Raw genomic sequence first — 21,564 nt, forward strand, 5'->3', positions numbered from 1 at the left:
ACTAATCGTGGTCGCGGCGCGCCGTGGCGTAACCCAGTGCCTCACCAATGGTGTTGTGGTGGAACTCGAAACCGGCCCGCTCCAGCGCGGCGGGGATGGCGCGCTGGCCGGTCAGCAGGCCCTCGTCGGCGAACTCACCGAGGGCGGTCCGTGCCGCGAAGCCGGGCAGCATCAGCGGGGTCGGGCGGTTGACCGCGCTGCCGAACGCCGTCGTGAACTCGGCGTTGGTGACGGGCGCAGGCCCGGTCAGGTTGACCGGCCCGGACAGCGACGAATGCGAGATCGCGAACAGCAGCGCGCGCACCTCGTCTTCGAGGCTGATCCACGACATGTACTGCCGGCCGCTGCCCAGTCGCGCGCCGAGTCCGACGGCGAACAGCGGCCGCATCCTGCGCAGCGCGCCGCCGGCCGGTGCCAGCACCAAACCGGTGCGGGCGAGCACCACGCGGGCACCGCCGTACTGCGCCGGCAGCGTCGCGGCCTCCCAGTCCTCGCACAGCTGGGCCAGGAAACCGCTTCCGGCGCGCTGGTTTTCGTCGACGACGCGGTCCCTGGTGTTGCCGTAGTAGCCCACCGCGCTGGCATTGATCAGGGTCGCGACGCCGGCATCGGCCACCGCGGTAGCCAGGACCTCGGTGGGTTCGATGCGGCTGTCGCGCAGGCTCTGCTTGAACGCGCCCGACCAGCGCCGCTGACCGACGTTGACGCCGCACAGGTTGACGACCGCGTCGACCCCGGCGAGCGCCTCGGCGTCGAATTCGCCGTTGGCCGGATTCCAGTGCAGCTCTTCGGAATTCGCCGGTGTTCGGCGCACGATGCGCAGCACCCGGTGATCGGTAGCGCGCAGGGCCGCGGTCAATGCGGAGCCGATCAGGCCGGACGAACCCGCTATCGCGATGACGGCCCTATGACCAGCTCGAGCCACGTTCGCGAATCCTTCTTAAAGCCCTAGGTCGGCCTCGAACGCTGCCTCTTCGAGACGATGCCGGATCGTGGTGAGGAAACGTCCGGCATCGGCGCCGTCGATCAACCGATGGTCGTAGGTCAGTGGCAGGTAGCAAATCGACCGCACCCCAATCGATTCGTTGCCGGTGTCGTCGACGACCACCCGGGGACGCTTGACGATCGCGCCGGTGCCCAGCATGGCGGCCTGCGGCGGAACGAGGATCGGCGTGTCGAACAACGCGCCCTGGCTGCCGATGTTGGTGATCGTGAACGTGCCGCCGGACAGCTCGTCGGGCTTCAGGTTGCCGGACCGGGCGCGCTCGGCGATGTCGGCGATCGCCCGGGAAAGCCCGGCCAGCGACAGGTCGCCCGCGTTGTGGATCACGGGGGAGAGCAGGCCCTGATCGGTGTCGACGGCGAAACCGAGGTGTTCGGCGTCGTAGTAGGTGATCTCCTTGGTGTCCTCGTTGTAGCTGGCGTTGATGTTGGGGTGAATCTTCAGGGCGTCGATCACGGCCTTGGCGATGAACGGCAGGTAGGTCAGATTCACCCCCTCGCGCTCGGCGAACGAGGCCTTGGCCCGCGCCCGCAGTCCCACGATCTTGGTCATGTCGACCTCGTGTGTCTGGGTGAGCTGCGCCGTGGCCTGCAGCGATTCGCGGGTCTTCTTCGCGGTGATCTGTCGGATCCGGCTGGCCTTCTGCGTGGTGCCCCGCAGGTGCGCCAGCGCGGGAGCCGGGGTGGGGGCCGACACCGCCGCGGGCGCCGCCGGGGCCTGTGCGGCCGGGGCCGGTGCCGCCGGGGCGGGTTGCTTCTTCGCCTCCGCGGCGGCCAGCACGTCCTGCTTGCGGATGCGGCCGCCGACACCGGTGCCCTTCACCGAGCCGAGGTCGATGTTGTTCTCGTTGGCCAACTTTCGGACCAGCGGTGTGACGTACGGTGACCCGTCACCGCCCGTCTCCGCCTGTGCGGGTTGCGGTTTCGGCGCAGGGGCCGCCGCTGGCTCTGGCTCGGGTGCGGGGGCCGGCTTCGGTGCGGGCGGCGGTGCGGCCTCGGCCTTGGGCTCGGGTTTCGGAGCAGGCGGCGGTGCGGCCTCGGCCTTAGGCGCCGGCTGCGGCGTGGGCGCGGGAGCGGCCGCGGCGGACGCGCCGCTGCCGATGCGGGCCAGCTCACCGCCGACCGGAACCGTCGCGTCCTCTTCGGCGGTGATGCTGAGCAGGACGCCGGCCACCGGCGACGGAATCTCGGTGTCCACCTTGTCGGTCGACACCTCCACCAGCGCCTCGTCGACCTGGACCGAATCGCCGACCTTCTTCAGCCAGCGCGTCACGGTGCCCTCGGTCACCGACTCGCCGAGCTCGGGCATCAACACCGGTGTCGCGGTGCCGCCCGAGCTCGAGTCGGAACTCTGCTGGGCGGCCGGCGCGGGCTCGGGCTCCGGTTGGGCCGGCGGAGCGGGCTCGGGCTGCGCGGGCGCGGCCGCCTCGGGCTGGGGCTCGGGCTGCGGCTCCGGCGCGGCTGCGGGCTGGCTGGGCGCCTGCGCCGCGCCGTCCTCGCCGGCGTCGCCGATCAGCGCCAGGTCGCCGCCCACCTCGACGGTGTCGTCCTCCTGGGCGATGATCTTCGTCAGCACACCCGCGGCGGGCGACGGGATTTCGGTGTCCACCTTGTCGGTTGACACCTCGACGAGTGGCTCGTCGAGCTCGACCGTGTCGCCTTCCTGCTTGAGCCAGCGGGTGACCGTCCCCTCGGTGACGCTCTCACCAAGTGCGGGCATCTGGACGGAGAAGGCCATGTCCGTTGACTCCTCGAACGCTCGTCGGTCGGCGCAGGTCGACATCTGCTTACCACACCGTGGTGTACCCGCAGGGAACTCAACTGCGGAACGCGAGCGGATGTCCGAATCCATCCTGTCACTGCCGTCGCTGGGGCACACATTCAGGGCGGATCGCACTCGGGTGACCGGCTCGTCCGAGCGGGCTTGCTACCGTGTGGCCACTAGATAGTCAGACAAATTGCAGGTGGGGGTCCCATGCCGGCAACACAGCAGATATCGCAGCATTTCATCGAGAGCGCCGACGGCGCGCGCATCGCGGCTTACGAAGAGGGCAACCCCGACGGGCCGACGGTCGTGCTGGTGCACGGCTTTCCCGACTCCCACGTGCTGTGGGACGGGGTCGTGCCGCTGCTGCGCGAGCGGTTTCGAATCATCCGGTACGACAACCGCGGCGTCGGCCGGTCGTCGACGCCCAAGCCCGTATCGGCGTACACCATGGCGCACTTCGCCGATGACTTCGCCGCGGTGACCGGCGAGCTGAGCCCCGGCCAGCCGGTGCACGTGCTGGCCCACGACTGGGGCTCGGTGGGGATCTGGGAGTACCTGAAGCGTCCGGGCGCCAGCGACCGGGTCGCCACGTTCACCTCGGTCTCCGGACCGAGCCAGGACCAGCTCGTCGAATACATCTTCAGCGGACTGCGCCAGCCCTGGCGCCCCCGCAGGTTTGCCCGCTCGATCAGTCAGGCCCTGCGGCTCACCTACATGCTGTTCTTCTCGGTCCCGGTGCTCGCGCCGCTGCTGCTTCGGCTGGCGCTGTCGGTTCCGGCACTGCGGCGCAACGCGGTGGACAACATCGCCGACGAGCTGATCCATCACGCCGGCGACATGCCCGCTGACGCGGGTCGATCGGTGAAGGTGTACCCGGCCAACTACTTCCGCTCGTTCTCGCGCAGCCGGCGCGCCGCCGGTGTCCCGGTGATCGACGTGCCGGTGCAGCTCATCGTCAACACCCGCGACAAGTACGTGCGGCCGTATGGGTACGACGAGTCCGCACGCTGGGTGCCGCGGTTGTGGCGCCGCGACATCCAAGCCGGTCACTTCTCACCGATGTCGCACCCGCAGGTGATGGCGGCGTCCGTGCGCGACTTCGCCGACATGGCCGAGGGCAAGGCGCCCAGCCGCGCGCTGCTGCGCGCGCAGGTCGGCCGTCCGCGCGGCGCCTTCGGCGACACCCTGGTCTCGGTCACCGGCGCCGGCAGCGGCATCGGCCGCGAGACGGCCTTCGCGTTCGCGCGCGAGGGCGCCGAGCTGGTCATCAGCGATATCGACGAGGCGGCCGTCAAGGCCACCGCCGCCGAGATCGCCAGCCGCGGCGGGGTGGCGCACGCCTATGTGCTCGACGTGTCCGACGGTGACGCCGTCGAGGCCTTCGCCGAGCGGGTCAGCGGCGAGCACGGCGTGCCCGACATCGTCGTCAACAACGCCGGCATCGGGCACGCGGGGGGATTCCTGGACACCCCGGCCGAGCAGTTCGAGCGGGTGCTCGACGTCAACCTGGGCGGCGTGGTCAACGGGTGCCGGTCCTTCGCCCGGCGGCTGGTGGAGCGCGGCACCGGCGGCTACATCGTCAACGTGTCGTCGATGGCGGCCTACGCACCGCTGCAGTCGCTGAACGCCTACTGCACGTCGAAGGCGGCGACCTACATGTTCTCCGACTGCCTGCGCGCCGAGCTCGACGCCGCCGGGGTGGGGCTGACGACGATCTGCCCGGGCGTGATCGACACCAACATCATCAACACCACCCGATTCGACGCGCCCGCGGGAAAGCAGGGCGACGCCGTCGACGGCCGGCGCGGGCAGCTGGGCAAGATGTTCGCGCTCCGGCACTACGGGCCGGACAAGGTCGCCAACGCGATCCTGTCGTCGGTCCAGAAGAAGAAGCCGATCCGCCCCGTAGCACCGGAAGCCTATGCGCTGTACGGCCTTTCGCGCCTGGCGCCGCAGGGGCTGCGCAACGCCGCGCGAATGCGGGTGATCTAGCGCTGAATCAGGGTGCGCCCGCACCTTGGTTTCGTCGCACCAGCAGTGAACCGGCGACCCCGATGATCCCGATCACGGTCAATGGGATGGTCCACGCGCGGCGGCCGCCCACCGCCGACTGGCATTGCGCCACATAGTCGGGGGAGTGCGGGACGAAGGAGCCCACGATCGGGATGTTCGCACCGGTCTGATTGTTGGTCTGCTGCGTCGCATTGCGGGCGTTCTGTGTGTCCGCCACCAGCGCGTTGCCGCACCCGATCGAATTGCCGTTGCCGTCGCTGATGGACACTGGCACCAGCAGCCCAATCACACCGGCTATCAGCAGCACTGCGCCCAGCGCGAGGACTATCCGTCGCACAGTCATGATTCGCCTCCTGTCGAGTAATAACCGCTGGGGAGGTTAGCCAGCGAATCGTCGCGCTAAACGGTGCAGTTCGCCTCGCGGCTAGCCGTTTTCGGCGATGTCCTCGAGCACCGCGAACATGGTGCGGGTCGGCACGCCCGTGGCGCCCTTCGGCGAATACCCCCACGGGCCACCGGTGTTGTAGGCCGGGCCGGCCACGTCGATGTGCGCCCAATTCACGCCGTCGGCGACGAATTCGCGCAGGAACACACCCGCCACCAGCATCCCGGCGAAGCGCTGCCCGCTGATGTTGGACAGATCTGCGACCGTCGACTTCAGGTCGTCCTTGAGTTCGTCGGGAAGCGGCATTGGCCAGCCGTTCTCGCCCACCCGCTGCGAGATCGACGCGACGCGGTCGCGAAACTCGTCGCTGCCCATCACCCCGGGGATGCGGGCGCCCAGCGCCACCGTCTGCGCGCCGGTCAGCGTCGACGTCTCGATCAGGTAATCGGGGTTGTCCTCACAGGCGCGCACGATGGCGTCGGCCAGGATCAGCCGGCCCTCCGCGTCGGTGTTCTGCACCTCGACGGTGATCCCGCCGTACTGCGTCAGCACGTCGCCGGGCCGCTGCGCGGTGCCCGAGGGCATGTTCTCGGCCATCGGCACCGTGGCGGTGACGTCGATCGGCAGCTTGAGCTGAGCGGCGAGTGTGACGGTCGCGATCACCGCGGCCGCCCCGCCCATGTCCGAGGTCATGTGGTGCATCCCGGCCGCGGGCTTGATCGAGATGCCGCCGGTGTCGAACGTGACGCCCTTGCCGACCAGCGCCACCTTCTTGGCCAGCTTCGGCTTCTTCGCCAGCTTCGAACCGCGGTGGGTCAGGCGCACCAGCCGCGGCAGCCGCGACGAGCCCTGTCCGACGCCCATGATCCCGCCGAAGCCGGCCTTCTGCAGCGCCTTTTCGTCGAGCACCTCCACTTCGAGGCCGACCGATTCACCTAAAGCCCTTGCGCGCTTGGCGAATTCGGCGGGGTACAGATGGCTCGGGGGAGTGTTGACGAAGTCGCGGGCGGTGGCCACCGCGGTCGCGACGGCCGCGCCGTGCGCGCTCTGTTGCTTCGCCTCCTTGGCCCCGCCCTTTTCCGAGGCCAGCACGGTGATCTTGTCCAGCCCTTTGTCTTTCGGCGCGGTCTTCTCGCTGCGGAACGCGGTGAACCGGTAGCCGCCCAGGATCAACCCCTCGACCGCGGCCGAGCCGACGCCCGCACCGGGCAACTCGGCCAGCGTGGTCATCACCGCCTCGGCGCCGCCCAGCGAGCGGGCCGCGACCCCGGCGGCGCGACGGATCACGTCGGCCGGCCACTCGGCCCGCGACTTGCCCAGGCCGATCGTCAGCACGCTTGCCACCGGCAGCGACGGCACCACCAGCCGGTGCACCTGCTCGTTGCCGCCGGTGGCGTCCAGCGCGCGCAGACCGGCCTCGATTTCGGCGACGACCTCGGCGGACAGGAACGGCTCGGCCGCGGCGACGACGGCGCCCGGCCGGTCTTCGTCACCGGTCGACACGACCGGCACGAGCAGTACCGAAGAACTTGCCCCACGCTTGGGCAACGAGGTGGCGACATTGACAGAGGGAGCTTGATAGCCGGGTTCGCTGGTCACGGGCAATTACCCTAGTCCTGCGGCAGGTTCAGCTCGGCAGCGTCCCCGCGTGTAGGTCATAGGCCGTCACCGGCTCGTCAAAACCCTTGAGCGTCAACGGGCCACACGCGACCGCGGGGTGGTCCGGCAATTCGTCATGCAGCTCCGCGGTGGCCAGGATCTGTTCTGGGGCCGCCGCGGCCACGAGTCGGGCGGCCAGGTTGACCGGGTTGCCGAAGTAGTCGCCGTTGATGGCGACGACCGTCCCGTACGCGAGGCCGGCGCGGACCTGCAGCCCCTCCTCGCGCGCCTTGGGGTGCTCGACGAGATCGAGCGCCGCCTGCAGCAGCCGCTCGGGATCCGAACTCACCCACATCACCTCGTCGCCGATGAACTTCACCACCCGGCCGCCGTCGGCGTGCACCACGTCGGACACGGTGCCGGCGAACTCGTTGAGCAAATGTGACAACTGCGCGGGCGTGAGCGTCTGAGTCAGCGCGGTGAAGCCCGACAGATCCGCAAAACCCACGCCACACACCACGGAGGCCGACGTGTCGCGCAGGACGCCCTCGAAGTGCGTTCGAGCGCCGATCAGGTGATGGCGGTGCACGATGTCGATCAGCGCGCCGAGTCGGGGGACGAACTCGGCAACCGAGCGGTACGCCTGCGCGGTGGCCAGCTCGTCGCGGGTGTGGGTCATCTGGATGTCCGGTGTACCGGCGCGGATCATCGTCGACTCGGCCTCGGCCAACCGGGCCATCGCGGCGCCCAGCACGCGCAACAAACCAAACGCGCCGTCCTGGCCAACCACCGCCCGCAGCGCGAGCCAGGTGGTCAGCGCGTCGACGTCGGCCTGGCTGAGCACCGGGATATCGGGACCGGCGACGGTCAGGCCCAGCAATTCCCAGGCGCGGGCGACGTCCTCGGCGGCGATCCCGAGTTCCTCGGCCGCGGTCGCAAACGTGTAGATCGGGCGCCCCGACCAGGACAAAACATCACCGGCCAGGCCGAACAGCCGGCCGCGGAGTTCGGCTTCCACCATCTCGTCGGCGGTGAAGCCAAGATCGTCCAGATATTTGAGCAGGTCCGCCCGTTCACGCGGATTCGCGATTCCGGCGGCCGCAAGCGCGTCGAAATCAAGCGAACCGGACACCCACCCAAGTGTGCCACCCAACGGTGCCGATTAGGGTGAGACGGCGTGAGCGATGCGTCGGAGCTACTCAAGGGACCACTGGAAGACCGCCATCGCGAATTGGGTGCCAATTTCGCCGAGTTCGGCGGCTGGCTGATGCCGGTGTCCTACGCCGGCACGGTCAGCGAGCACAACGCGACGCGCGACGCGGTGGGCCTGTTCGATGTCAGCCATCTCGGCAAGGCGTTGATCCGCGGCCCGGGTGCCGCGCAATTCGTCAACTCCGCACTCACCAACGACCTCGGCCGCATCGGTCCGGGCAAGGCGCAATACACGTTGTGCTGCAACGAGTCCGGCGGCGTGATCGACGATCTCATCGCCTACTACGTCGGCGAGGACGAGATCTTTTTGGTACCCAACGCCGCCAACACCGCGGCGGTCGTCGAGGCGCTGCGGGCCGCCGCGCCCGCCGGCCTCACGATCACCAACGAGCACCGCTCCTATGCGGTGCTGGCGGTGCAGGGCCCGCGGTCCGCGGGCGTGCTCGGCGAGCTGGGGCTGCCCACCACGATGGACTACATGGGCTATGCCGATGCCGAGTTCTCGGGCGTGCCGGTACGGGTCTGCCGCACCGGCTACACCGGCGAGCACGGCTACGAGCTGCTGCCGCCCTGGGAATCCGCGGGCGTGGTGTTCGACGCGTTGGTGGCCGCCGTCTCGAAGGCCGGCGGCGAGCCCGCCGGCCTGGGCGCGCGTGACACCCTGCGCACCGAAATGGGTTACCCGCTGCACGGACACGAACTTTCGCTGGACATCTCTCCGCTGCAGGCCCGCTGCGGCTGGGCGATCGGCTGGAAAAAGGACGCCTTCTTCGGCCGCGACGCGCTGCTGGCCGAGAAGGAGGCCGGGCCGCGGCGCCTGCTGCGCGGGCTGCGTATGGTCGGCCGCGGGGTGTTGCGGCCCGGGCTGACCGTGCTGGCCGGCGACACCCCGGTCGGGGTCACCACGTCGGGCACGTTCTCGCCGACACTGCAGGCCGGCATCGCGCTCGCGTTGATCGACACCGACGCCGGAGTCGACGACGGCCAGCAAATCACCGTCGACGTCCGCGGGCGCGCCGTCGAAGTCGAAGTCGTGCGGCCACCCTTCGTCGATCTGAAAACCCGCTAGGCGCGCACTCTGCATACGGCAAAAATCAGCTGGCGTGCCCAGATACAATCGGCGCCATGACAACCGGCTCCCTTGAGTTCACGGTTTCGCGCGCGTCATCCCCGGCGACCGATGCCGAACGTGAATCGATCTTGCGTGAGCCGGGATTCGGCAGATACTTCACCGATCACATGGTGTCGATCGACTATGTCGAGGGCCGCGGTTGGCACAACCCGCAGGTGATCCCGTACGGGCCGATTCAGCTGGATCCGTCGGCGATCGTGTTGCACTACGCCCAGGAGGTTTTCGAGGGGCTGAAGGCCTACCGCTGGGCCGACGGCTCGATCGTCTCGTTTCGCCCTGATGCCAATGCGGCCCGAATGCGAAATTCGGCGCGGCGCCTGGCAATACCCGAATTACCCGACGAGGTTTTCCTCGAGTCGTTGCGCCAGCTCGTCGCCGTCGACGACACCTGGGTGCCGCAGGCCGGCGGCGAAGAGGCGCTGTACTTCCGGCCCTTCGTTTTCGCGACGGAGCCCGGGCTCGGGGTACGGCCGGCCAACCAGTACCGGTACCTGTTGATCGCCTCGCCCGCCGGCGCGTACTTCAAGGGCGGCATCAATCCCGTCGACGTGTGGGTGTCGTCTGAGTACGTGCGCGCCTGCCCCGGCGGTACCGGTGCGGCCAAGTTCGGCGGCAACTACGCCGCGTCGCTGCTGGCACAGGCCCAGGCCGCCGAAAACGGTTGCGACCAAGTGGTGTGGCTGGACGCGGTGGAGCGCCGCTACGTCGAAGAGATGGGCGGGATGAACCTGTTCTTCGTGTTCGGCAGTGGCGGCACCGCGCGGCTGGTGACCCCGGAGCTGTCCGGCTCGCTGTTGCCGGGTATCACGCGAGATTCGTTGCTGCAGTTGGCACTTGACGCGGGGTTCAGCGTCGAGGAGCGAAAGATCGACATCGACGAGTGGCAGAAGAAGGCCGCCGTCGGGGAGATCACCGAGGTGTTCGCCTGCGGCACCGCCGCCGTCATCACCCCGGTGGCGCGGGTGAAGCACGGCGAGGGTGAATTCACCGTCGCCGATGGAAAACCCGGCGAGGTGACGATGGCGCTGCGCGACACCCTCACCGGCATCCAGCGCGGCACCTTCGCCGACACCCACGGCTGGATGACCCGGCTGGGCTAGCTGTACTGACCTGAGAGGTTAGGTACGCGGCTAGCGGGTGGTTGACCTTTGAGTGCCGTGTGGCCGCGGTGATGATTGTAGATGTGTAGCCAGGTGGTGAATTGCTCACAGCGTTCGGCATCGGTGCGGTAGAGCCGGGCGTAGGCCCACTCGTCGGCCAGTGTGCGGTGAAATCTCTCCACTTTGCCGTTCGTCTGGGGTCGATACGGGCGGGTCCGGCGATGTTCAACGGTGCCCAGCGCATCGCTGAATGCGTGTGATCGATAGCAGGAGCCGTTGTCGGTCAATACTTTTCGTACTGTTATGCCGCGTTCGCTGAACCACGATTGCGCGCGGATCCAAAACGCGGCAGCTGTTTCTTTGCGCTCGTCGGTCAGCAGTTCGCTGTAGACCAGCCGGGAGTACCCGTCGATGGCGGTGTGCAGAAAGTGATAGCCGCGCCGCGGATTGCGGTATTGGGTTGTGATGCCGCCGCTTTTGTCGGCCTGTTTGTTGCGCTTGCCGACGGCTTTGCCCAGCATCCGCCACCCGCCGCCAGCGGGGATCTTGCCGAGCTTTTTGACATCGACATGGACCATTTCGCCGCATTGGGTTGCCTCGATGCGGCGAACGACACGGCCGGTGGGGCGATCTAGCCAACGCAGTTTGGCCAACCCGTAGCGGGCCAGCACGCGGTGCACGGTCGAGGGATGAAGGCCAAGCAAGTAGCCGATTCGCGCAGGCCCCCATCGCCGCGTAACGCGGACCTTGATAATGCGCCGCTCCCTACGAGTGGGTGTGCGATTCGGGCTGCGATGGGGCCGAGAGCTGCGGTCGGCCATGCCGGCCTCCCCAAGTGCGCGATAACGGCCTGCCCAGCGCGCCGCGGTGGTTACCGCGACCTGGAAACGTTCGGCGGCCCGGCGCAGCGGCCAACCGTCCTCGACAACACAACGAGCAAGCCGCAGCCGACCCGTTTCTGACAATGGGGCATTACGGTGGGACACGAAGACCTCCGGTAGTGAGTGCTTTCCTAGACAGCTCGCACTTCACTCGGAGGTCTTCGTCATGTCACCACGCCACGCCGTCACCAACGTCCGTGGTCAGTACAGCTAGCCCCCGCCGCCTAGAACCGCACCAGCGCCGCGAGAACCACCACGCTGACCGTCGTGGTCAGCTCCATCGCCGCGCCCAGCACGTCGCCGCTGATGCCGCCGAACCGCCGCACGCAGTGGCGCACCAGCACCGCCCCGCAGGCCAGCCCCGCCAGCACCGCGACCGGGCCCTGCCACGGGCGTGGGCCGGCGAGCAGGGCGGCGGCCACCAGGACCGCGAGCCAGGCCGCCGCAACCGGCGCGGGCTGCGTGCCCGCCACCTGCGCGCCCAGCGCGCTCCCGTCGGCCGCGGGCACCGATCGGCGGCACGCCAGCACCGCGGTGACCCGCCCGGCCGCGACCGCCACCACGATGCCGACCAGTCCGTGCGGCCACGCCGCGCCGAGCGCGGCAAACCCCAGGCCCTGCAACGCGATCACCAGCACCACCGCCGCGACGCCGAACGGTCCCGTCGACCCGTCGTGCATCACCGCCAGTGCGCGCTCCGACGGCCCGTAGCAGCCCAGACCGTCGGCCGTGTCGGCGACGCCGTCGAGGTGCAGGCCGCGGGTGGCGAGCAACAGCGCGGTCACCGCGAGCAGCCCGGCCAGCGGGCTCGATGCGCCGAACGCCAGGCCGCCGCCCCACGTGACGCCGGCGGCGACCGCGCCGAGCGTCGCGCCGACCACCGGCAGCGCGGTCATGGCGCCGCGACCCATCGCCTGCGAGCCAGGCATGGGCAGCACCGTACCGAAGCTGAAAGCCGTTGCCACCGAACGGATCACGGTGTAGGCCGATCGGACACACCGGCCTCGTCGAACGTCGCCGTCGACGCCAGTGCGGCTACCGCGGCGCGCAACACCGGCAGGGCCACCGCCGCGCCGCTGCCCTCGCCGAGCCGCATGCCCAGATCCAGAATCGGGTCCAGCTGCAACGCCCCGAGGGCCAGCGCATGCCCGGGCTCGGTGGACCGGTGGCCGGCCTGCCACCATTGCCGCGCCCCCGGGGCCATCCGCTCGGCGACCAGCGCGGCCGCCGTCACCGGCATCCCGTCGAGCAGCAGCGGGGTCCGGCGCACCGCGGCCTGGGCGCAGAAGCCCGCGATCGCCGCCAGGTCGGCGCCGGCGCAGCAGCGCAGCAATGCGATCGGGTCGGGCAGCACGGCCCGGGCCCGAAACAGCGCATCCCGGATGGCCGCGGTCTTGCGGGCCCAGCCGGCGTCGTCGATCCCGGTTCCGAAGCCCACCACCGCGACCGGCTCGGCGTTGGTCAGCGCGGCCACCAGCACCGCGGCCGCGGTTGTGTTGCCGATCCCCATGTCGCCGGCGATCAGCAGGTCGGCGCCGCCGTCGACCTCTTCGTCGGCGATCCGCTGACCCGCCGCGATGGCCCGGGCGGTCTCCTCGTCGGTCAGCGCGTCCTGCATGGCGATGTCCCCGCTGCCGCGACGCACCTTGTGCGCGCCGATCCGCTCCGAGAGCGGGTCCGAGTCCACCGACAGGTCGGCGATGCGCACCGTCGTCCCGGCGATGTCGGATAGCGCGTTGATCGTCGCCCCGCCCGCGTCGATGTTGGCGACCATCTGGGCGGTGACCTCCGGCGGGTACGCCGACACCCCCGACCGGGCGACGCCGTGGTCACCGGCGAACACCACCACCCGGGCGCGCTCGAATTGCCTTGGCGGGCAATGGCTCTGACATGATGCGACCCACACTGAGAGGTCTTCGAGGCGGCCGAGCGCGCCGCGCGGCTTGGTCAGGTTGTCCTGGCGGGCGCGGGCGGCCGCGGTGGCGTCCGCGTCGGGCGGCAAGATCTCGGGGAATTCCATTACGCGCCCGGCGGTTTGATCGACAGCGGCTGCCCGGCCACCACCAACACCACCCGGTCGCACACCGCCGCGACCCGCTGGTTGAGAGAGCCGAGCTCGTCGGCGAAGCGGCGGCCGGACGCGGTGGCCGGCACCAAGGCCAGCCCGACCTCGGGACTGACGAGCACCAGCGTCGACCCGAACCCGCCGACCGCGTCGACCATCTCCTGCACCGGTGCCGCCACCGACCCGTCCTCCCACGCCTGCTGGCGGTCCATGGTGCAGGTCAGCCAGCCGCCAAGATCGTCGACCAGCGTCGGCGTCGCCGGCGACTGCCGCAATTCGGTTGCGATGTCATCGGTTTCGACGGTCGACCAGTGCGCGGGCCGTCGGCCGCGGTGTTGCGCGACGCGGCGCGCCCAGTCCGGGTCGGCCTGGCCGGCTGGGTCGGCGGCCAGGTAGCGGACGGCCTGTCCGGGCGGTAGCGACTCGGCGATGGCTTGTTCGGCCCACCGGGATTTACCCGACCTGATCCCGCCGAGCACCAGGGTGCGCACCGGCGTCAAGCGGCTTTCCGGCGACGGTTACTCGACACTGCCGCCGCGCTCGATTTGGGCCCGGGGGGTGCGCATCCGGCGCATCTGGGAAGCCCGTTGAGCGGCGTAAAGGCCGATCTTCCAATGACTTTCGGTGTTGCTCGGGAACTTCGCGTCGACCAGCCTGTTGACCTTGCGGCCCAGGATCAGCCCGTCGACACCCATGATGGCCACGACCAGCAGCATCGCGGGCGACAAGTAAAGCTGCAGCTGTGGGACGCCGAACGTCATGAACAGCAACGTCAGCGTCGTCGGCATGAACAGGCCGAGCAGGTTGCGCCGGGAATCGACGATGTCGCGCACATAGCGGCGCACCGGCCCCTGGTCGCGCGGCAGCAGGTACGCCTCGTCGCCGGCCATCATGCGTTCGCGGCGATCCGTCATCCGCGACCGGTTGGTGGTCCGTTGCTCCTTGCGCTCCTCGCGGCTGAGTTTCGGGCCCTCCAGCGACTTGCGGCGGGCCCGCGCCTCGGCGGCGGTCAGCGGCGCGGGCGCGATCGGACCCTTCTTTGCGGTGCCCCGGGCCGCGCCGCGCTTGGGGGTGGGCCGGCCCTTGGGGCCGGTGCGCGTGACCCGCTGCGTTTCGCCCGCGGAAGGGCCAGCATCCGCAGCGGCGGACGCCATGGCGGCGTTGTCCGCGCTCTCGTCCTGGGTTTTCTTACGGCCCAACAGCTTCACAGTCGTCAGGTTACTTCGCGGGTGCCCGCACGCCGAACGCGCCCGCAACCATCCCACGCATTGGTCCGTTATATGCGTGTGTGCAACAAATGGACCTACCCTTACCAGTGATGAACGGCTGCTGGTGATGGACGACGGTTCGATGGGCTCAGACGATGCTGTCGTTGGCGTTTCGCCAGGTCGTCTCCAGCTGCCGGCGATGCGGGTGCTGGTCGCCCCCGATTGCTTCGGCGACAGCCTCTCGGCGGTAGAGGCCGCGGCGGCGATCGCGACGGGCTGGACCCGGTCACGCCCCGGCGACCGATTCATCGTCGCCCCGCAGTCCGACGGCGGTCCCGGTTTCGTCGAGGTGCTGGCCAAGCGGCTGGGGGAGCGGCGGCGGATCGAGGTCGCCGGCCCGCTGGACGAGACCGTGGAAGCCGAATGGGTATTCGACCCGGGCCCGTCGACCGCCTACCTGGAGTGTGCGCAGGCCTGCGGCCTGGCGCTGCTGGACTGCCCACCCAGCCCGGAGACCGCGCTGGCGGCCCACAGCAGGGGCGTCGGGCAGCTCATCGCCGAGGTGCTGCGGGCCGGGGCGAGGCGGATCGTGATCGGGCTGGGCGGCAGCGCCTGCACCGACGGCGGCCAGGGCATGATCGACGAACTCGGCGGGCTGGAAGCCGCCCGCGAGCGACTGGCCGACATCGAGCTGATCGCGGCCTCGGACACCGAATACCCGCTGGTCGGCCCTTGGGGCACGGCGCGGGTGTTCGGGCCGCAGAAGGGCGCGGACACCGCCGCCGTGGCCGCCCTGGAGGTCCGGCTCGAGTCGTGGGCACTCAAGCTCGAGGCATTGGCCGGCCGGGACGTCAGCTCCGAACCGGGTGCGGCCGCCGCGGGTGGCATCGGCGCCGGGTTGTTCGCCCTCGGCGGCCGGTGCGAGTCCGGCGCGGAGATCATTGCCGAGCACACCGACCTGGCCGACGACCTGGAGACGGCGGACATGATCGTCACTGGTGAAGGCCATTTTGACGAGCAGTCCCTGCACGGCAAGGTGGTCGGCTCGCTCGCGGACGCGGCCGGACCGCTGGGGATTCCGGTGATCGTGCTGGCCGGCCAGGTCAGCCTGGAGAAAACCGCGGTGCGCTCCGCGGGCATCATGTCTGCGCTGTCGATGTCCGAATACGCCGGTTCGGTGGGATTGGCGCAGGCCGACGCGGCAAACCAGCTGATGGGATTAGCGTCACAGGTAGCGGCGCGACTCGGGAATAGCGGTCCCGGGAGGTACCGTTGAGGCAGTGGGTTTTACCCGAGAGGTTCGGGTGCCCGGGCACCCACCCAACAACAGGCATGTAGGAGAAGTAATGACGGTGCAAAACGAGACGAGCGCCACGACCACTCACGGCGCGATCCTAACCGAAGCCGCCGCCACCAAGGCGAAGTCCCTGCTGGACCAAGAGGGACGCGACGACCTGGCGCTGCGCATCGCGGTGCAGCCGGGCGGATGCGCTGGACTGCGCTACAACCTGTTCTTCGACGACCGGTCGCTGGACGGCGACCTGATCGCGGAGTTCGGTGGGGTGAAGCTGACGGTCGACCGGATGAGCGCGCCGTACATTCAAGGCGCCTCGATCGACTTCGTCGACACCATCGAGAAGCAGGGCTTCACCATCGACAACCCCAACGCCACCGGTTCGTGCGCCTGCGGGGACTCGTTCAACTGACGCCCGGCAGCTAGCGCGCGGGGGCTGGCTAGTAAGAGCCCCCGGTGCGCAGCACGTATGAGCACACCAGGATGTCGCCGCGCTGGAAGAGTAGCTGCGCGACGCCCTGAACCTGCCCGCGCATCGGGCCGCCCGTGGCCGGCGACACCTGCATGGTGAACAGCGCCTGGGCCTGGTACTGGGACAAATAGACGATCTTGTCGATCGAGGTCAACTGGACCTGCGAGAACTGCTTGCGGAACGCGTCGCTGCTCAGTTTGGCCAGCGCCTGGTCGGAACGCTTGTCCTTGACGCCGTCGTACAGACCGCACAGCGCGTTGCGGACGATGCTGTCGGTGTCTTTGCTCTCCAGGGCGTCCAGATAGCCCTGGATCGCGGTCTTCGCCGTCCCCTCCGACACGCTGGAGCCGGCGCTGGCGCCGTTGGTGCGCACCCCGAACACGATCGCCACCGTCAACACGGCCACCAGCCCGATGGCCAGCAGCAGGCCGATGATCAACCGCCGCTTGGACCGTGGCTGCGGATACGGCGGCGGCGCGAAGCCCGGATCGCCGGGCGGGACGTCGTGCGGAAAGTCCACCGGCTGCGACTGGGGATAGGGAACGGGTCCGTCACCGCCGACAGCATGGTTCGGCGAGTGCGGACCGCCCATAGTGTTCTCCTACGGTGGTAGACGGGATCGCGGAGCGGGTAGTGCCCGAATGGCTCGGGTCCCGACGGCTTGAGTGAGTTCCCTAGGCAGGCTAGCGCACAGCTCCCGCCGCCCGCGGACGCAGCGACGGTCAAAGTGCGTGAGTAAGATAGCTGGCCTTACTAACGAAGGGTGGAGATTTTCGTGACGATCGCGGTGACCGGCTCGATTGCGACCGACAACCTGATGCGGTTCCCCGGCCGCTTCTCCGAGCACCTGCTGGCCGAACACCTGGAAAAGGTGTCGCTGAGCTTCTTGGTGGACGACCTGGTGATCCACCGCGGCGGCGTGGCCGGAAACATCGCCTTCGCCATCGGCGTGCTGGGCGGCGACGTCGCACTGGTCGGCGCGGCCGGCGACGACTTCGTCGGCGACTACGGCAAATGGCTGCAGTCCCACGGCGTCAACACCGACCACGTGCTGATCTCGCAGACCGCCCACACCGCCCGCTTCGTCTGCACCACCGACGAGGACATGGCCCAGATCGCGTCGTTCTACCCGGGGGCGATGTCGGAGGCCCGCAACATCAAGCTCGCCGACCTGGTGTCGGCTGCCGGCAAGCCGGACCTGGTCATCATCGGTGCCAACGACCCGGAAGCGATGGTGGTGCACACCGAGGAGTGCCGCAAGCTCGGGCTGGCGTTTGCCGCCGACCCGTCCCAGCAGCTGCCCCGCCTGTCCGGCGACGAGATCGACAAGCTCGTCGACGGCGCCGCCTACCTGTTCACCAACGACTACGAGTGGGAACTGCTGCAGAAGAAGACCGGCTGGTCGGACGCGGATCTGCAGCAGAAGGTGGAGCTGCGGGTGACCACGCTGGGCGCCAAGGGCGTCGACATCGTCGACCGCGACGGGACCACGGTGCACGTCGACGTGGTGCCCGAAAACAGCCAGACCGACCCCACCGGCGTCGGCGACGCGTTCCGCGCCGGGTTCCTCACCGGCCGCAGCGCGGGCCTGAGCCTCGAGCGTTCGGCGCAGCTGGGCTCGCTGGTCGCGGTGCTGGTGCTGGAGTCGACCGGCACCCAGGAGTGGACGTGGGACCACGAGGTCGCCAAGACCCGGTTGGCGGGCGCCTACGGCGACGAGGCGGCCAACGAGATCGCCGCGGTGCTGGCCTAGAGCTGCACCGGGTAGTGCGGCTCGCTGATCTGGGGCACCACGCTGTGCTCGACGAAGATCGCGTGCCACAGCATGAAGATCAGCACCGTCCACAGCCGGCGGCTGTGATCGCTGGCGCCGCTTCGGTGTTCGTCGAGCATCCGGCGCACCGCGCCGGCGTCGATCAGGTGGTCGGTCTGCGACGCGGCGACGGTCGCATACGCCCACTCCTGTAGCGCGCCGGCGCGCAGCCAGTGCCGGATCGGCACCGGGAAGCCGAGCTTGGGCCGGTTCAGCACGTGCGCGGGAACGATGGGCTCCAGCGCGCGCCGCAGTGCGTACTTGGTGGTGGTCCGGGTGATCTTGGCCTCCACCGGAAGCCGGGAGGCGACGGCGAACACCTCGGGATCCAGGAACGGCACCCGCAGTTCGAGCGAGTTGGCCATCGTCATCTTGTCGGCCTTGACCAGGATGTCGCCGCGCAGCCAGGTGAACAGGTCGACGTGCTGCATGCGCGCGACGGGATCGGCGCCCGCCGATTCGGCGTACACCGATGCCGTCACGTCGGTGTGCGTCCAGTCGTCGCGGAACCCGGTCAGCACGTCGCGCAGCTGCGCGTCGGAGAAGCTGCGCGCGTTGCCGTAGTAGCGTTCCTCGAGCGTCAGCGAGCCGCGGTGCAGCAGGCTCTTGCCGCGCATGCCCTCGGGCAGCGGCTTGCTCACCTTGCCCATGGAGCGCCGCACCGGCCGGGGGAGATAGTCAAAAGGCTTTAGCGACAACGGTTCTCGGTAGATCGTGTAGCCGCCGAACAGCTCGTCGGCGCCCTCGCCGGACAGCACCACCTTGACGTGCTTGCGGGCCTCGCGGGCGACGAAGAACAGCGGCACCAGCGCGGGGTCGGCCACCGGCTCGTCGAGGTACCAGACGATCTCGGGCAGGGCGGCGACGAACTCGTCCGGCTTGACAACCTTGGTGACGTGCCGAGCGCCGATGGCCTCGGCCGAGGCCACCGCGACGTCGATCTCGGAGAATCCCTCGCGCTCGAAGCCAGTGGTGAACGTGATCAGCCGCGGGTTGTGCCGGATGGCCAGGGCCGCGATGGCCGTGGAGTCGATGCCGCCGGACAGGAACGCCCCCACCGTGACGTCGGCGCGCATGTGCTTGGCCACCGAATCCTCGAGCACCGCGGTGATCTCGTCGTAGCGGGCCTGCTCGGTGTCGCGGGTGAACGGCGTGGCCGCGAACCGCGGCACGAAATAGCGGGTGACCTGCGGCGCCGCGCCGGCGCGGATCCGGGCGTAGCAGCCCGATTCCAGCCGGCGCACGCCGCGGTGCAGCGTCTCGGGCTCCGGGACGTACTGCAGCACGGTGTAGTGCTGGACCGCTCGGGTGTCGATCGAGGTGTCGAACCCGATCAGGTCGGCCAAATCGAGCAGGCACTTCTTCTCGCTGGCCACCGCGGTACCGCCGCGGCCGGTCGCCATGAACAGCGGCTTGATACCGAAAGGGTCTCGCGCACAGAATAATTCGTGAGTGACGGTGTCCCACAGTGCGAACGCGAACATGCCGCGCAGCCGGGTGAGCACGTCGGCGCCCCAGTGGTGGAAGCCGGCGACGATCGGCTCGCCGTCGCCGTCGGTGGCGAACACGGCGCCGTGCTGAGCCGTCAGTTCGTCGCGCAGCTCCAAGTAGTTGTAGATCTCGCCGTTGAACACCAGGACGTAGCGGTCGGGCGCCTCGGGCGGCCCCCAGCGCAGCGGCTGGTGCGAGTGCTCGATGTCGATGAAGGACAGCCGGTTGAAGCCGAAGACGACGGCGCCGTCGTCATCCGGGTCATACAGCCCGCCGGGCTCGTCGGGCCCGCGATGCCGCATCAGGCGCAAGGCGCGGACGATGGCACCGTCGACGGCGTCGGAACCGGGGCTGGCTGGGTCCTGATCCACGCCCGCCGGATCCGCGACAAAAGCCAGCAGTCCACACACGGCGCCCCAGTATGCCGCACTTTGGCGGCGCTTGGGGATGCCGCACCGGGCGGCCGGCGGCAGCCACGCCGAGCGGCCGGTTGGGCCTTAGTCGCCGGGCTGAGCGGCGTGGTCTACGCTGCGTAGTATTCGGCATTCGACCAGGAGGCGCCAGCGTGACACCTCGCGAGCAGTTCAGTTCGCACCGTCTGTCGCAAGGCAACTTTCAGCGCCTTTTCTCAGGCGTTTTCGAAGGCGTTCCCCGTAGCCTTTCCCGCCGTCGCCGGCCGCTGGCGCTGGCCGCGACGCTGGGGGCGCTAGCGGTGTGCCTGAGCGGCTGCAGCTGGTCGGAGGCGCTGGCCCTGGGCTGGCCGGAGGGCATCACCCCGCAGGCGCACTACAACCGCGAGCTGTGGATCGGCTCGGTGATCGCCGCCCTGGTCGTCGGCGTCATCGTGTGGGGCCTGATGTTCTGGTCGGCGGCCTTCCACCGCAAGAAGGCCACCGACACCGAACTGCCGCGTCAGTTCGGCTACAACATGCCGCTGGAGCTGGTGCTGACCGTCGTGCCGTTCCTGATCATCTCGGTGCTGTTCTACTTCACCGTGGTGGTGCAGGAAAAAATGCTGCACCTGGCCAAGGACCCCGAGGTCGTGATCGACGTCACGTCCTTCCAGTGGAACTGGAAGTTCGGCTACCAGAAGGTCAACTTCAAAGACGGCACCCTGACCTACGACGGGGCCGACGACGCGCGCAAGAAGGCGATGACGTCGAAGCCGGAGGGCAAGGACGAGCACGGCGAGGAGCGAGTCGGCGCAATCCGCGGCCTCAACACCGAGGACCGGACGTACCTGAACTTCGACAAGGTCGAGACGCTGGGAACCAGCACCGAGATCCCGGTGCTGGTGCTGCCCGCGGGCAAGCGCATTGAATTCGTCTTGAATTCCGCCGACGTCATCCACGCGTTCTGGGTGCCGGAATTCCTGTTCAAGCGCGACGTGATGGCGCACCCGAAGGAAAACAACTCCGTCAACGTCTTCCAGGTCGACGAGATCCAGAAGACCGGGGCCTTCGTGGGCCACTGCGCGGAGATGTGCGGCACGTATCACTCGATGATGAACTTTGAGGTTCGGGTGGTGTCGGCCAACGATTTCAAGGCTTACCTGCAGCAACGGATCGACGGAAAGACGAACGCCGAAGCGTTGCAAGCGATCGCGCAGCCTCCGCTCGCGGTCACCACCCATCCGTTTGAGACGCGCCGCGGCGAAAAAGCCCAGTCCGTAGGTTAGGAACGCAATGCATATCGAAGCGAGGCTGTTCGAATTCATCGCGGCGTTCTTCGTCTTGGCCGCCGTGCTTTACGGCGTGCTGACCGCGCTTTTCGCCACCGGCGGTGAGGAATGGGCCGGCACCACGGCGCTGGTGTTGACCGGCGGCCTGGCGCTGATCACGGCCACCTTCTTCCGGTTTGTGGCCCGCCGCCTCGACACTCGGCCCGAGGACTACGAGGGCGCCGAAATCAGCGACGGGGCAGGGGAACTGGGATTCTTCGCCCCGCACAGCTGGTGGCCGATTCTGGTGGCGCTGTCGGGCTCGGTGGCCGCGGTCGGGATCGCCCTGTGGCTGCCCTGGCTGATCGTCGCCGGAGTCGTGTTCATCCTCGCGTCGGCGGCCGGATTGGTCTTCGAGTACTACGTGGGACCCGAGAAGCACTGATTTTGCGGCGCAAAGATAACAATC

At 69.0% G+C, this 21,564-nt stretch carries 20 protein-coding genes; 8 read left to right on the forward strand and 12 right to left on the reverse strand.

Translation table 11 applies throughout. The annotated features are described in order from the left end of the window. Position 1: 1 nt before the first annotated feature. Positions 2-925, reverse strand: a complete 924-nt coding sequence (locus tag MRAB57_RS20485; protein WP_077088972.1) for a TIGR01777 family oxidoreductase — start codon at positions 923-925, stop codon at positions 2-4. Positions 926-940: 15 nt separating this feature from the next. Further along, positions 941-2,740: a 2-oxoglutarate dehydrogenase, E2 component, dihydrolipoamide succinyltransferase gene (gene sucB, locus MRAB57_RS20490; RefSeq protein WP_077090723.1), complete on the reverse strand. Its 1,800-nt coding sequence runs from the start codon at positions 2,738-2,740 to the stop codon at positions 941-943. A gap of 237 nt (positions 2,741-2,977) precedes the next feature. Between sucB and MRAB57_RS20495 the strand changes: the two genes are divergently transcribed. Next, complete coding sequence (locus tag MRAB57_RS20495; RefSeq protein WP_077088973.1) at positions 2,978-4,762, forward strand: SDR family oxidoreductase; 1,785 nt, start codon at positions 2,978-2,980, stop codon at positions 4,760-4,762. A gap of 7 nt (positions 4,763-4,769) precedes the next feature. Here the strand turns inward: MRAB57_RS20495 and MRAB57_RS20500 are convergent, their stop codons facing one another. The 3 genes from MRAB57_RS20500 to MRAB57_RS20510 all read right to left on the reverse strand — a co-directional run bounded on the left by MRAB57_RS20500 (position 4,770) and on the right by MRAB57_RS20510 (position 7,899). Beyond that, complete coding sequence (locus MRAB57_RS20500) at positions 4,770-5,126, reverse strand: aminopeptidase (RefSeq protein WP_077088974.1); 357 nt, start codon at positions 5,124-5,126, stop codon at positions 4,770-4,772. Positions 5,127-5,207: 81 nt separating this feature from the next. Beyond that, positions 5,208-6,767: a leucyl aminopeptidase gene (locus tag MRAB57_RS20505; protein WP_077088975.1), complete on the reverse strand. Its 1,560-nt coding sequence runs from the start codon at positions 6,765-6,767 to the stop codon at positions 5,208-5,210. Positions 6,768-6,795: 28 nt separating this feature from the next. Next, positions 6,796-7,899, reverse strand: coding sequence for an adenylate/guanylate cyclase domain-containing protein (locus tag MRAB57_RS20510; RefSeq protein WP_077088976.1), 1,104 nt, complete (start codon positions 7,897-7,899; stop codon positions 6,796-6,798). Between the two features lie 45 nt (positions 7,900-7,944). Here MRAB57_RS20510 and gcvT point away from each other — a divergent pair, with 45 nt between their 5' ends. Together gcvT and MRAB57_RS20520 are read left to right on the forward strand one after the other, a co-directional pair. Further along, on the forward strand, positions 7,945-9,048 hold the full coding sequence (gcvT, locus tag MRAB57_RS20515) for a glycine cleavage system aminomethyltransferase GcvT (RefSeq protein ID WP_077088977.1): 1,104 nt from the start codon (positions 7,945-7,947) through the stop codon (positions 9,046-9,048). 56 nt (positions 9,049-9,104) lie between these two features. Further along, on the forward strand, positions 9,105-10,211 hold the full coding sequence (locus MRAB57_RS20520; RefSeq protein ID WP_077088978.1) for a branched-chain amino acid aminotransferase: 1,107 nt from the start codon (positions 9,105-9,107) through the stop codon (positions 10,209-10,211). Here the strand turns inward: MRAB57_RS20520 and MRAB57_RS20525 are convergent. The 5 genes from MRAB57_RS20525 to MRAB57_RS20545 all read right to left on the reverse strand — a co-directional run bounded on the left by MRAB57_RS20525 (position 10,208) and on the right by MRAB57_RS20545 (position 14,311). Next, the gene (locus MRAB57_RS20525; protein WP_077086674.1) at positions 10,208-11,197 is read right to left on the reverse strand and encodes an IS481 family transposase; all 990 of its coding nucleotides are present in this window, start codon (positions 11,195-11,197) and stop codon (positions 10,208-10,210) included. The two genes, MRAB57_RS20520 and MRAB57_RS20525, sit on opposite strands and share 4 nt — an antisense overlap. 119 nt (positions 11,198-11,316) lie before the next feature. Further along, positions 11,317-12,069 (reverse strand): adenosylcobinamide-GDP ribazoletransferase, encoded by a 753-nt coding sequence (locus tag MRAB57_RS20530; protein ID WP_077088979.1) that lies wholly within the window; start codon positions 12,067-12,069, stop codon positions 11,317-11,319. Continuing rightward, complete coding sequence (gene cobT, locus MRAB57_RS20535; protein WP_077088980.1) at positions 12,066-13,112, reverse strand: nicotinate-nucleotide--dimethylbenzimidazole phosphoribosyltransferase; 1,047 nt, start codon at positions 13,110-13,112, stop codon at positions 12,066-12,068. The genes MRAB57_RS20530 and cobT overlap by 4 nt, the downstream gene beginning before the upstream one ends. Continuing rightward, positions 13,112-13,648: a bifunctional adenosylcobinamide kinase/adenosylcobinamide-phosphate guanylyltransferase gene (locus tag MRAB57_RS20540; RefSeq protein ID WP_077088981.1), complete on the reverse strand. Its 537-nt coding sequence runs from the start codon at positions 13,646-13,648 to the stop codon at positions 13,112-13,114. Before MRAB57_RS20540 ends, cobT begins: the two co-directional genes overlap by 1 nt. Positions 13,649-13,675: 27 nt before the next feature. Beyond that, a complete protein-coding gene (locus tag MRAB57_RS20545) occupies positions 13,676-14,311 on the reverse strand; it encodes a DUF3043 domain-containing protein (RefSeq protein ID WP_108638115.1) in 636 nt (211 codons plus the stop codon). Between the two features lie 253 nt (positions 14,312-14,564). Here MRAB57_RS20545 and MRAB57_RS20550 point away from each other — a divergent pair, with 253 nt between their 5' ends. Both MRAB57_RS20550 and MRAB57_RS20555 read left to right on the forward strand, forming a co-directional pair. After that, complete coding sequence (locus tag MRAB57_RS20550) at positions 14,565-15,641, forward strand: glycerate kinase family protein (RefSeq protein WP_077088983.1); 1,077 nt, start codon at positions 14,565-14,567, stop codon at positions 15,639-15,641. A 70-nt stretch (positions 15,642-15,711) separates the two neighbouring features. Further along, a complete protein-coding gene (locus MRAB57_RS20555; RefSeq protein ID WP_077088984.1) occupies positions 15,712-16,071 on the forward strand; it encodes a HesB/IscA family protein in 360 nt (119 codons plus the stop codon). 28 nt (positions 16,072-16,099) lie between these two features. Here MRAB57_RS20555 and MRAB57_RS20560 read toward each other — a convergent pair whose 3' ends face one another. Continuing rightward, positions 16,100-16,723 carry an Rv0361 family membrane protein gene (locus MRAB57_RS20560; protein ID WP_077088985.1) on the reverse strand — a complete coding sequence of 208 codons (624 nt, stop codon included), beginning with the start codon at positions 16,721-16,723 and terminating at the stop codon, positions 16,100-16,102. Between the two features lie 183 nt (positions 16,724-16,906). Between MRAB57_RS20560 and MRAB57_RS20565 the strand changes: the two genes are divergently transcribed. Then, positions 16,907-17,884 (forward strand): carbohydrate kinase family protein, encoded by a 978-nt coding sequence (locus MRAB57_RS20565; protein ID WP_077090724.1) that lies wholly within the window; start codon positions 16,907-16,909, stop codon positions 17,882-17,884. On the opposite strand, the gene asnB is transcribed toward MRAB57_RS20565, so the two are convergent. Beyond that, positions 17,881-19,845: an asparagine synthase (glutamine-hydrolyzing) gene (asnB, locus tag MRAB57_RS20570; RefSeq protein WP_077088986.1), complete on the reverse strand. Its 1,965-nt coding sequence runs from the start codon at positions 19,843-19,845 to the stop codon at positions 17,881-17,883. The two genes, MRAB57_RS20565 and asnB, sit on opposite strands and share 4 nt — an antisense overlap. A 155-nt stretch (positions 19,846-20,000) precedes the next feature. Here asnB and ctaC point away from each other — a divergent pair, with 155 nt between their 5' ends. Both ctaC and MRAB57_RS20580 read left to right on the forward strand, forming a co-directional pair. Continuing rightward, positions 20,001-21,113, forward strand: coding sequence for an aa3-type cytochrome oxidase subunit II (gene ctaC, locus MRAB57_RS20575; RefSeq protein ID WP_077088987.1), 1,113 nt, complete (start codon positions 20,001-20,003; stop codon positions 21,111-21,113). A gap of 7 nt (positions 21,114-21,120) precedes the next feature. Then, positions 21,121-21,540 (forward strand): cytochrome c oxidase subunit 4, encoded by a 420-nt coding sequence (locus tag MRAB57_RS20580; protein ID WP_077088988.1) that lies wholly within the window; start codon positions 21,121-21,123, stop codon positions 21,538-21,540. The last annotated feature ends 24 nt before the right edge of the window (positions 21,541-21,564 follow it).

Source organism: Mycobacterium rhizamassiliense (assembly GCF_900157375.1).
GTDB classification, from domain to species: Bacteria; Actinomycetota; Actinomycetes; order Mycobacteriales; family Mycobacteriaceae; genus Mycobacterium; species Mycobacterium rhizamassiliense.

What these genes read in the sequence shown, in the direction of transcription:
- sucB (WP_077090723.1), bottom strand. Translation starts at nt 2,740, where the DNA reads ATGGCCTTCTCCGTCCAGATGCCCGCACTTGGTGAGAGCGTCACCGAG.
- MRAB57_RS20495 (WP_077088973.1), top strand. Translation starts at nt 2,978, where the DNA reads ATGCCGGCAACACAGCAGATATCGCAGCATTTCATCGAGAGCGCCGAC.
- MRAB57_RS20500 (WP_077088974.1), bottom strand. Translation starts at nt 5,126, where the DNA reads ATGACTGTGCGACGGATAGTCCTCGCGCTGGGCGCAGTGCTGCTGATA.
- MRAB57_RS20520 (WP_077088978.1), top strand. Translation starts at nt 9,105, where the DNA reads ATGACAACCGGCTCCCTTGAGTTCACGGTTTCGCGCGCGTCATCCCCG.
- cobT (WP_077088980.1), bottom strand. Translation starts at nt 13,112, where the DNA reads ATGGAATTCCCCGAGATCTTGCCGCCCGACGCGGACGCCACCGCGGCC.
- MRAB57_RS20545 (WP_108638115.1), bottom strand. Translation starts at nt 14,311, where the DNA reads ATGGCGTCCGCCGCTGCGGATGCTGGCCCTTCCGCGGGCGAAACGCAG.
- MRAB57_RS20550 (WP_077088983.1), top strand. Translation starts at nt 14,565, where the DNA reads ATGCGGGTGCTGGTCGCCCCCGATTGCTTCGGCGACAGCCTCTCGGCG.
- MRAB57_RS20555 (WP_077088984.1), top strand. Translation starts at nt 15,712, where the DNA reads ATGACGGTGCAAAACGAGACGAGCGCCACGACCACTCACGGCGCGATC.
- MRAB57_RS20560 (WP_077088985.1), bottom strand. Translation starts at nt 16,723, where the DNA reads ATGGGCGGTCCGCACTCGCCGAACCATGCTGTCGGCGGTGACGGACCC.
- MRAB57_RS20580 (WP_077088988.1), top strand. Translation starts at nt 21,121, where the DNA reads ATGCATATCGAAGCGAGGCTGTTCGAATTCATCGCGGCGTTCTTCGTC.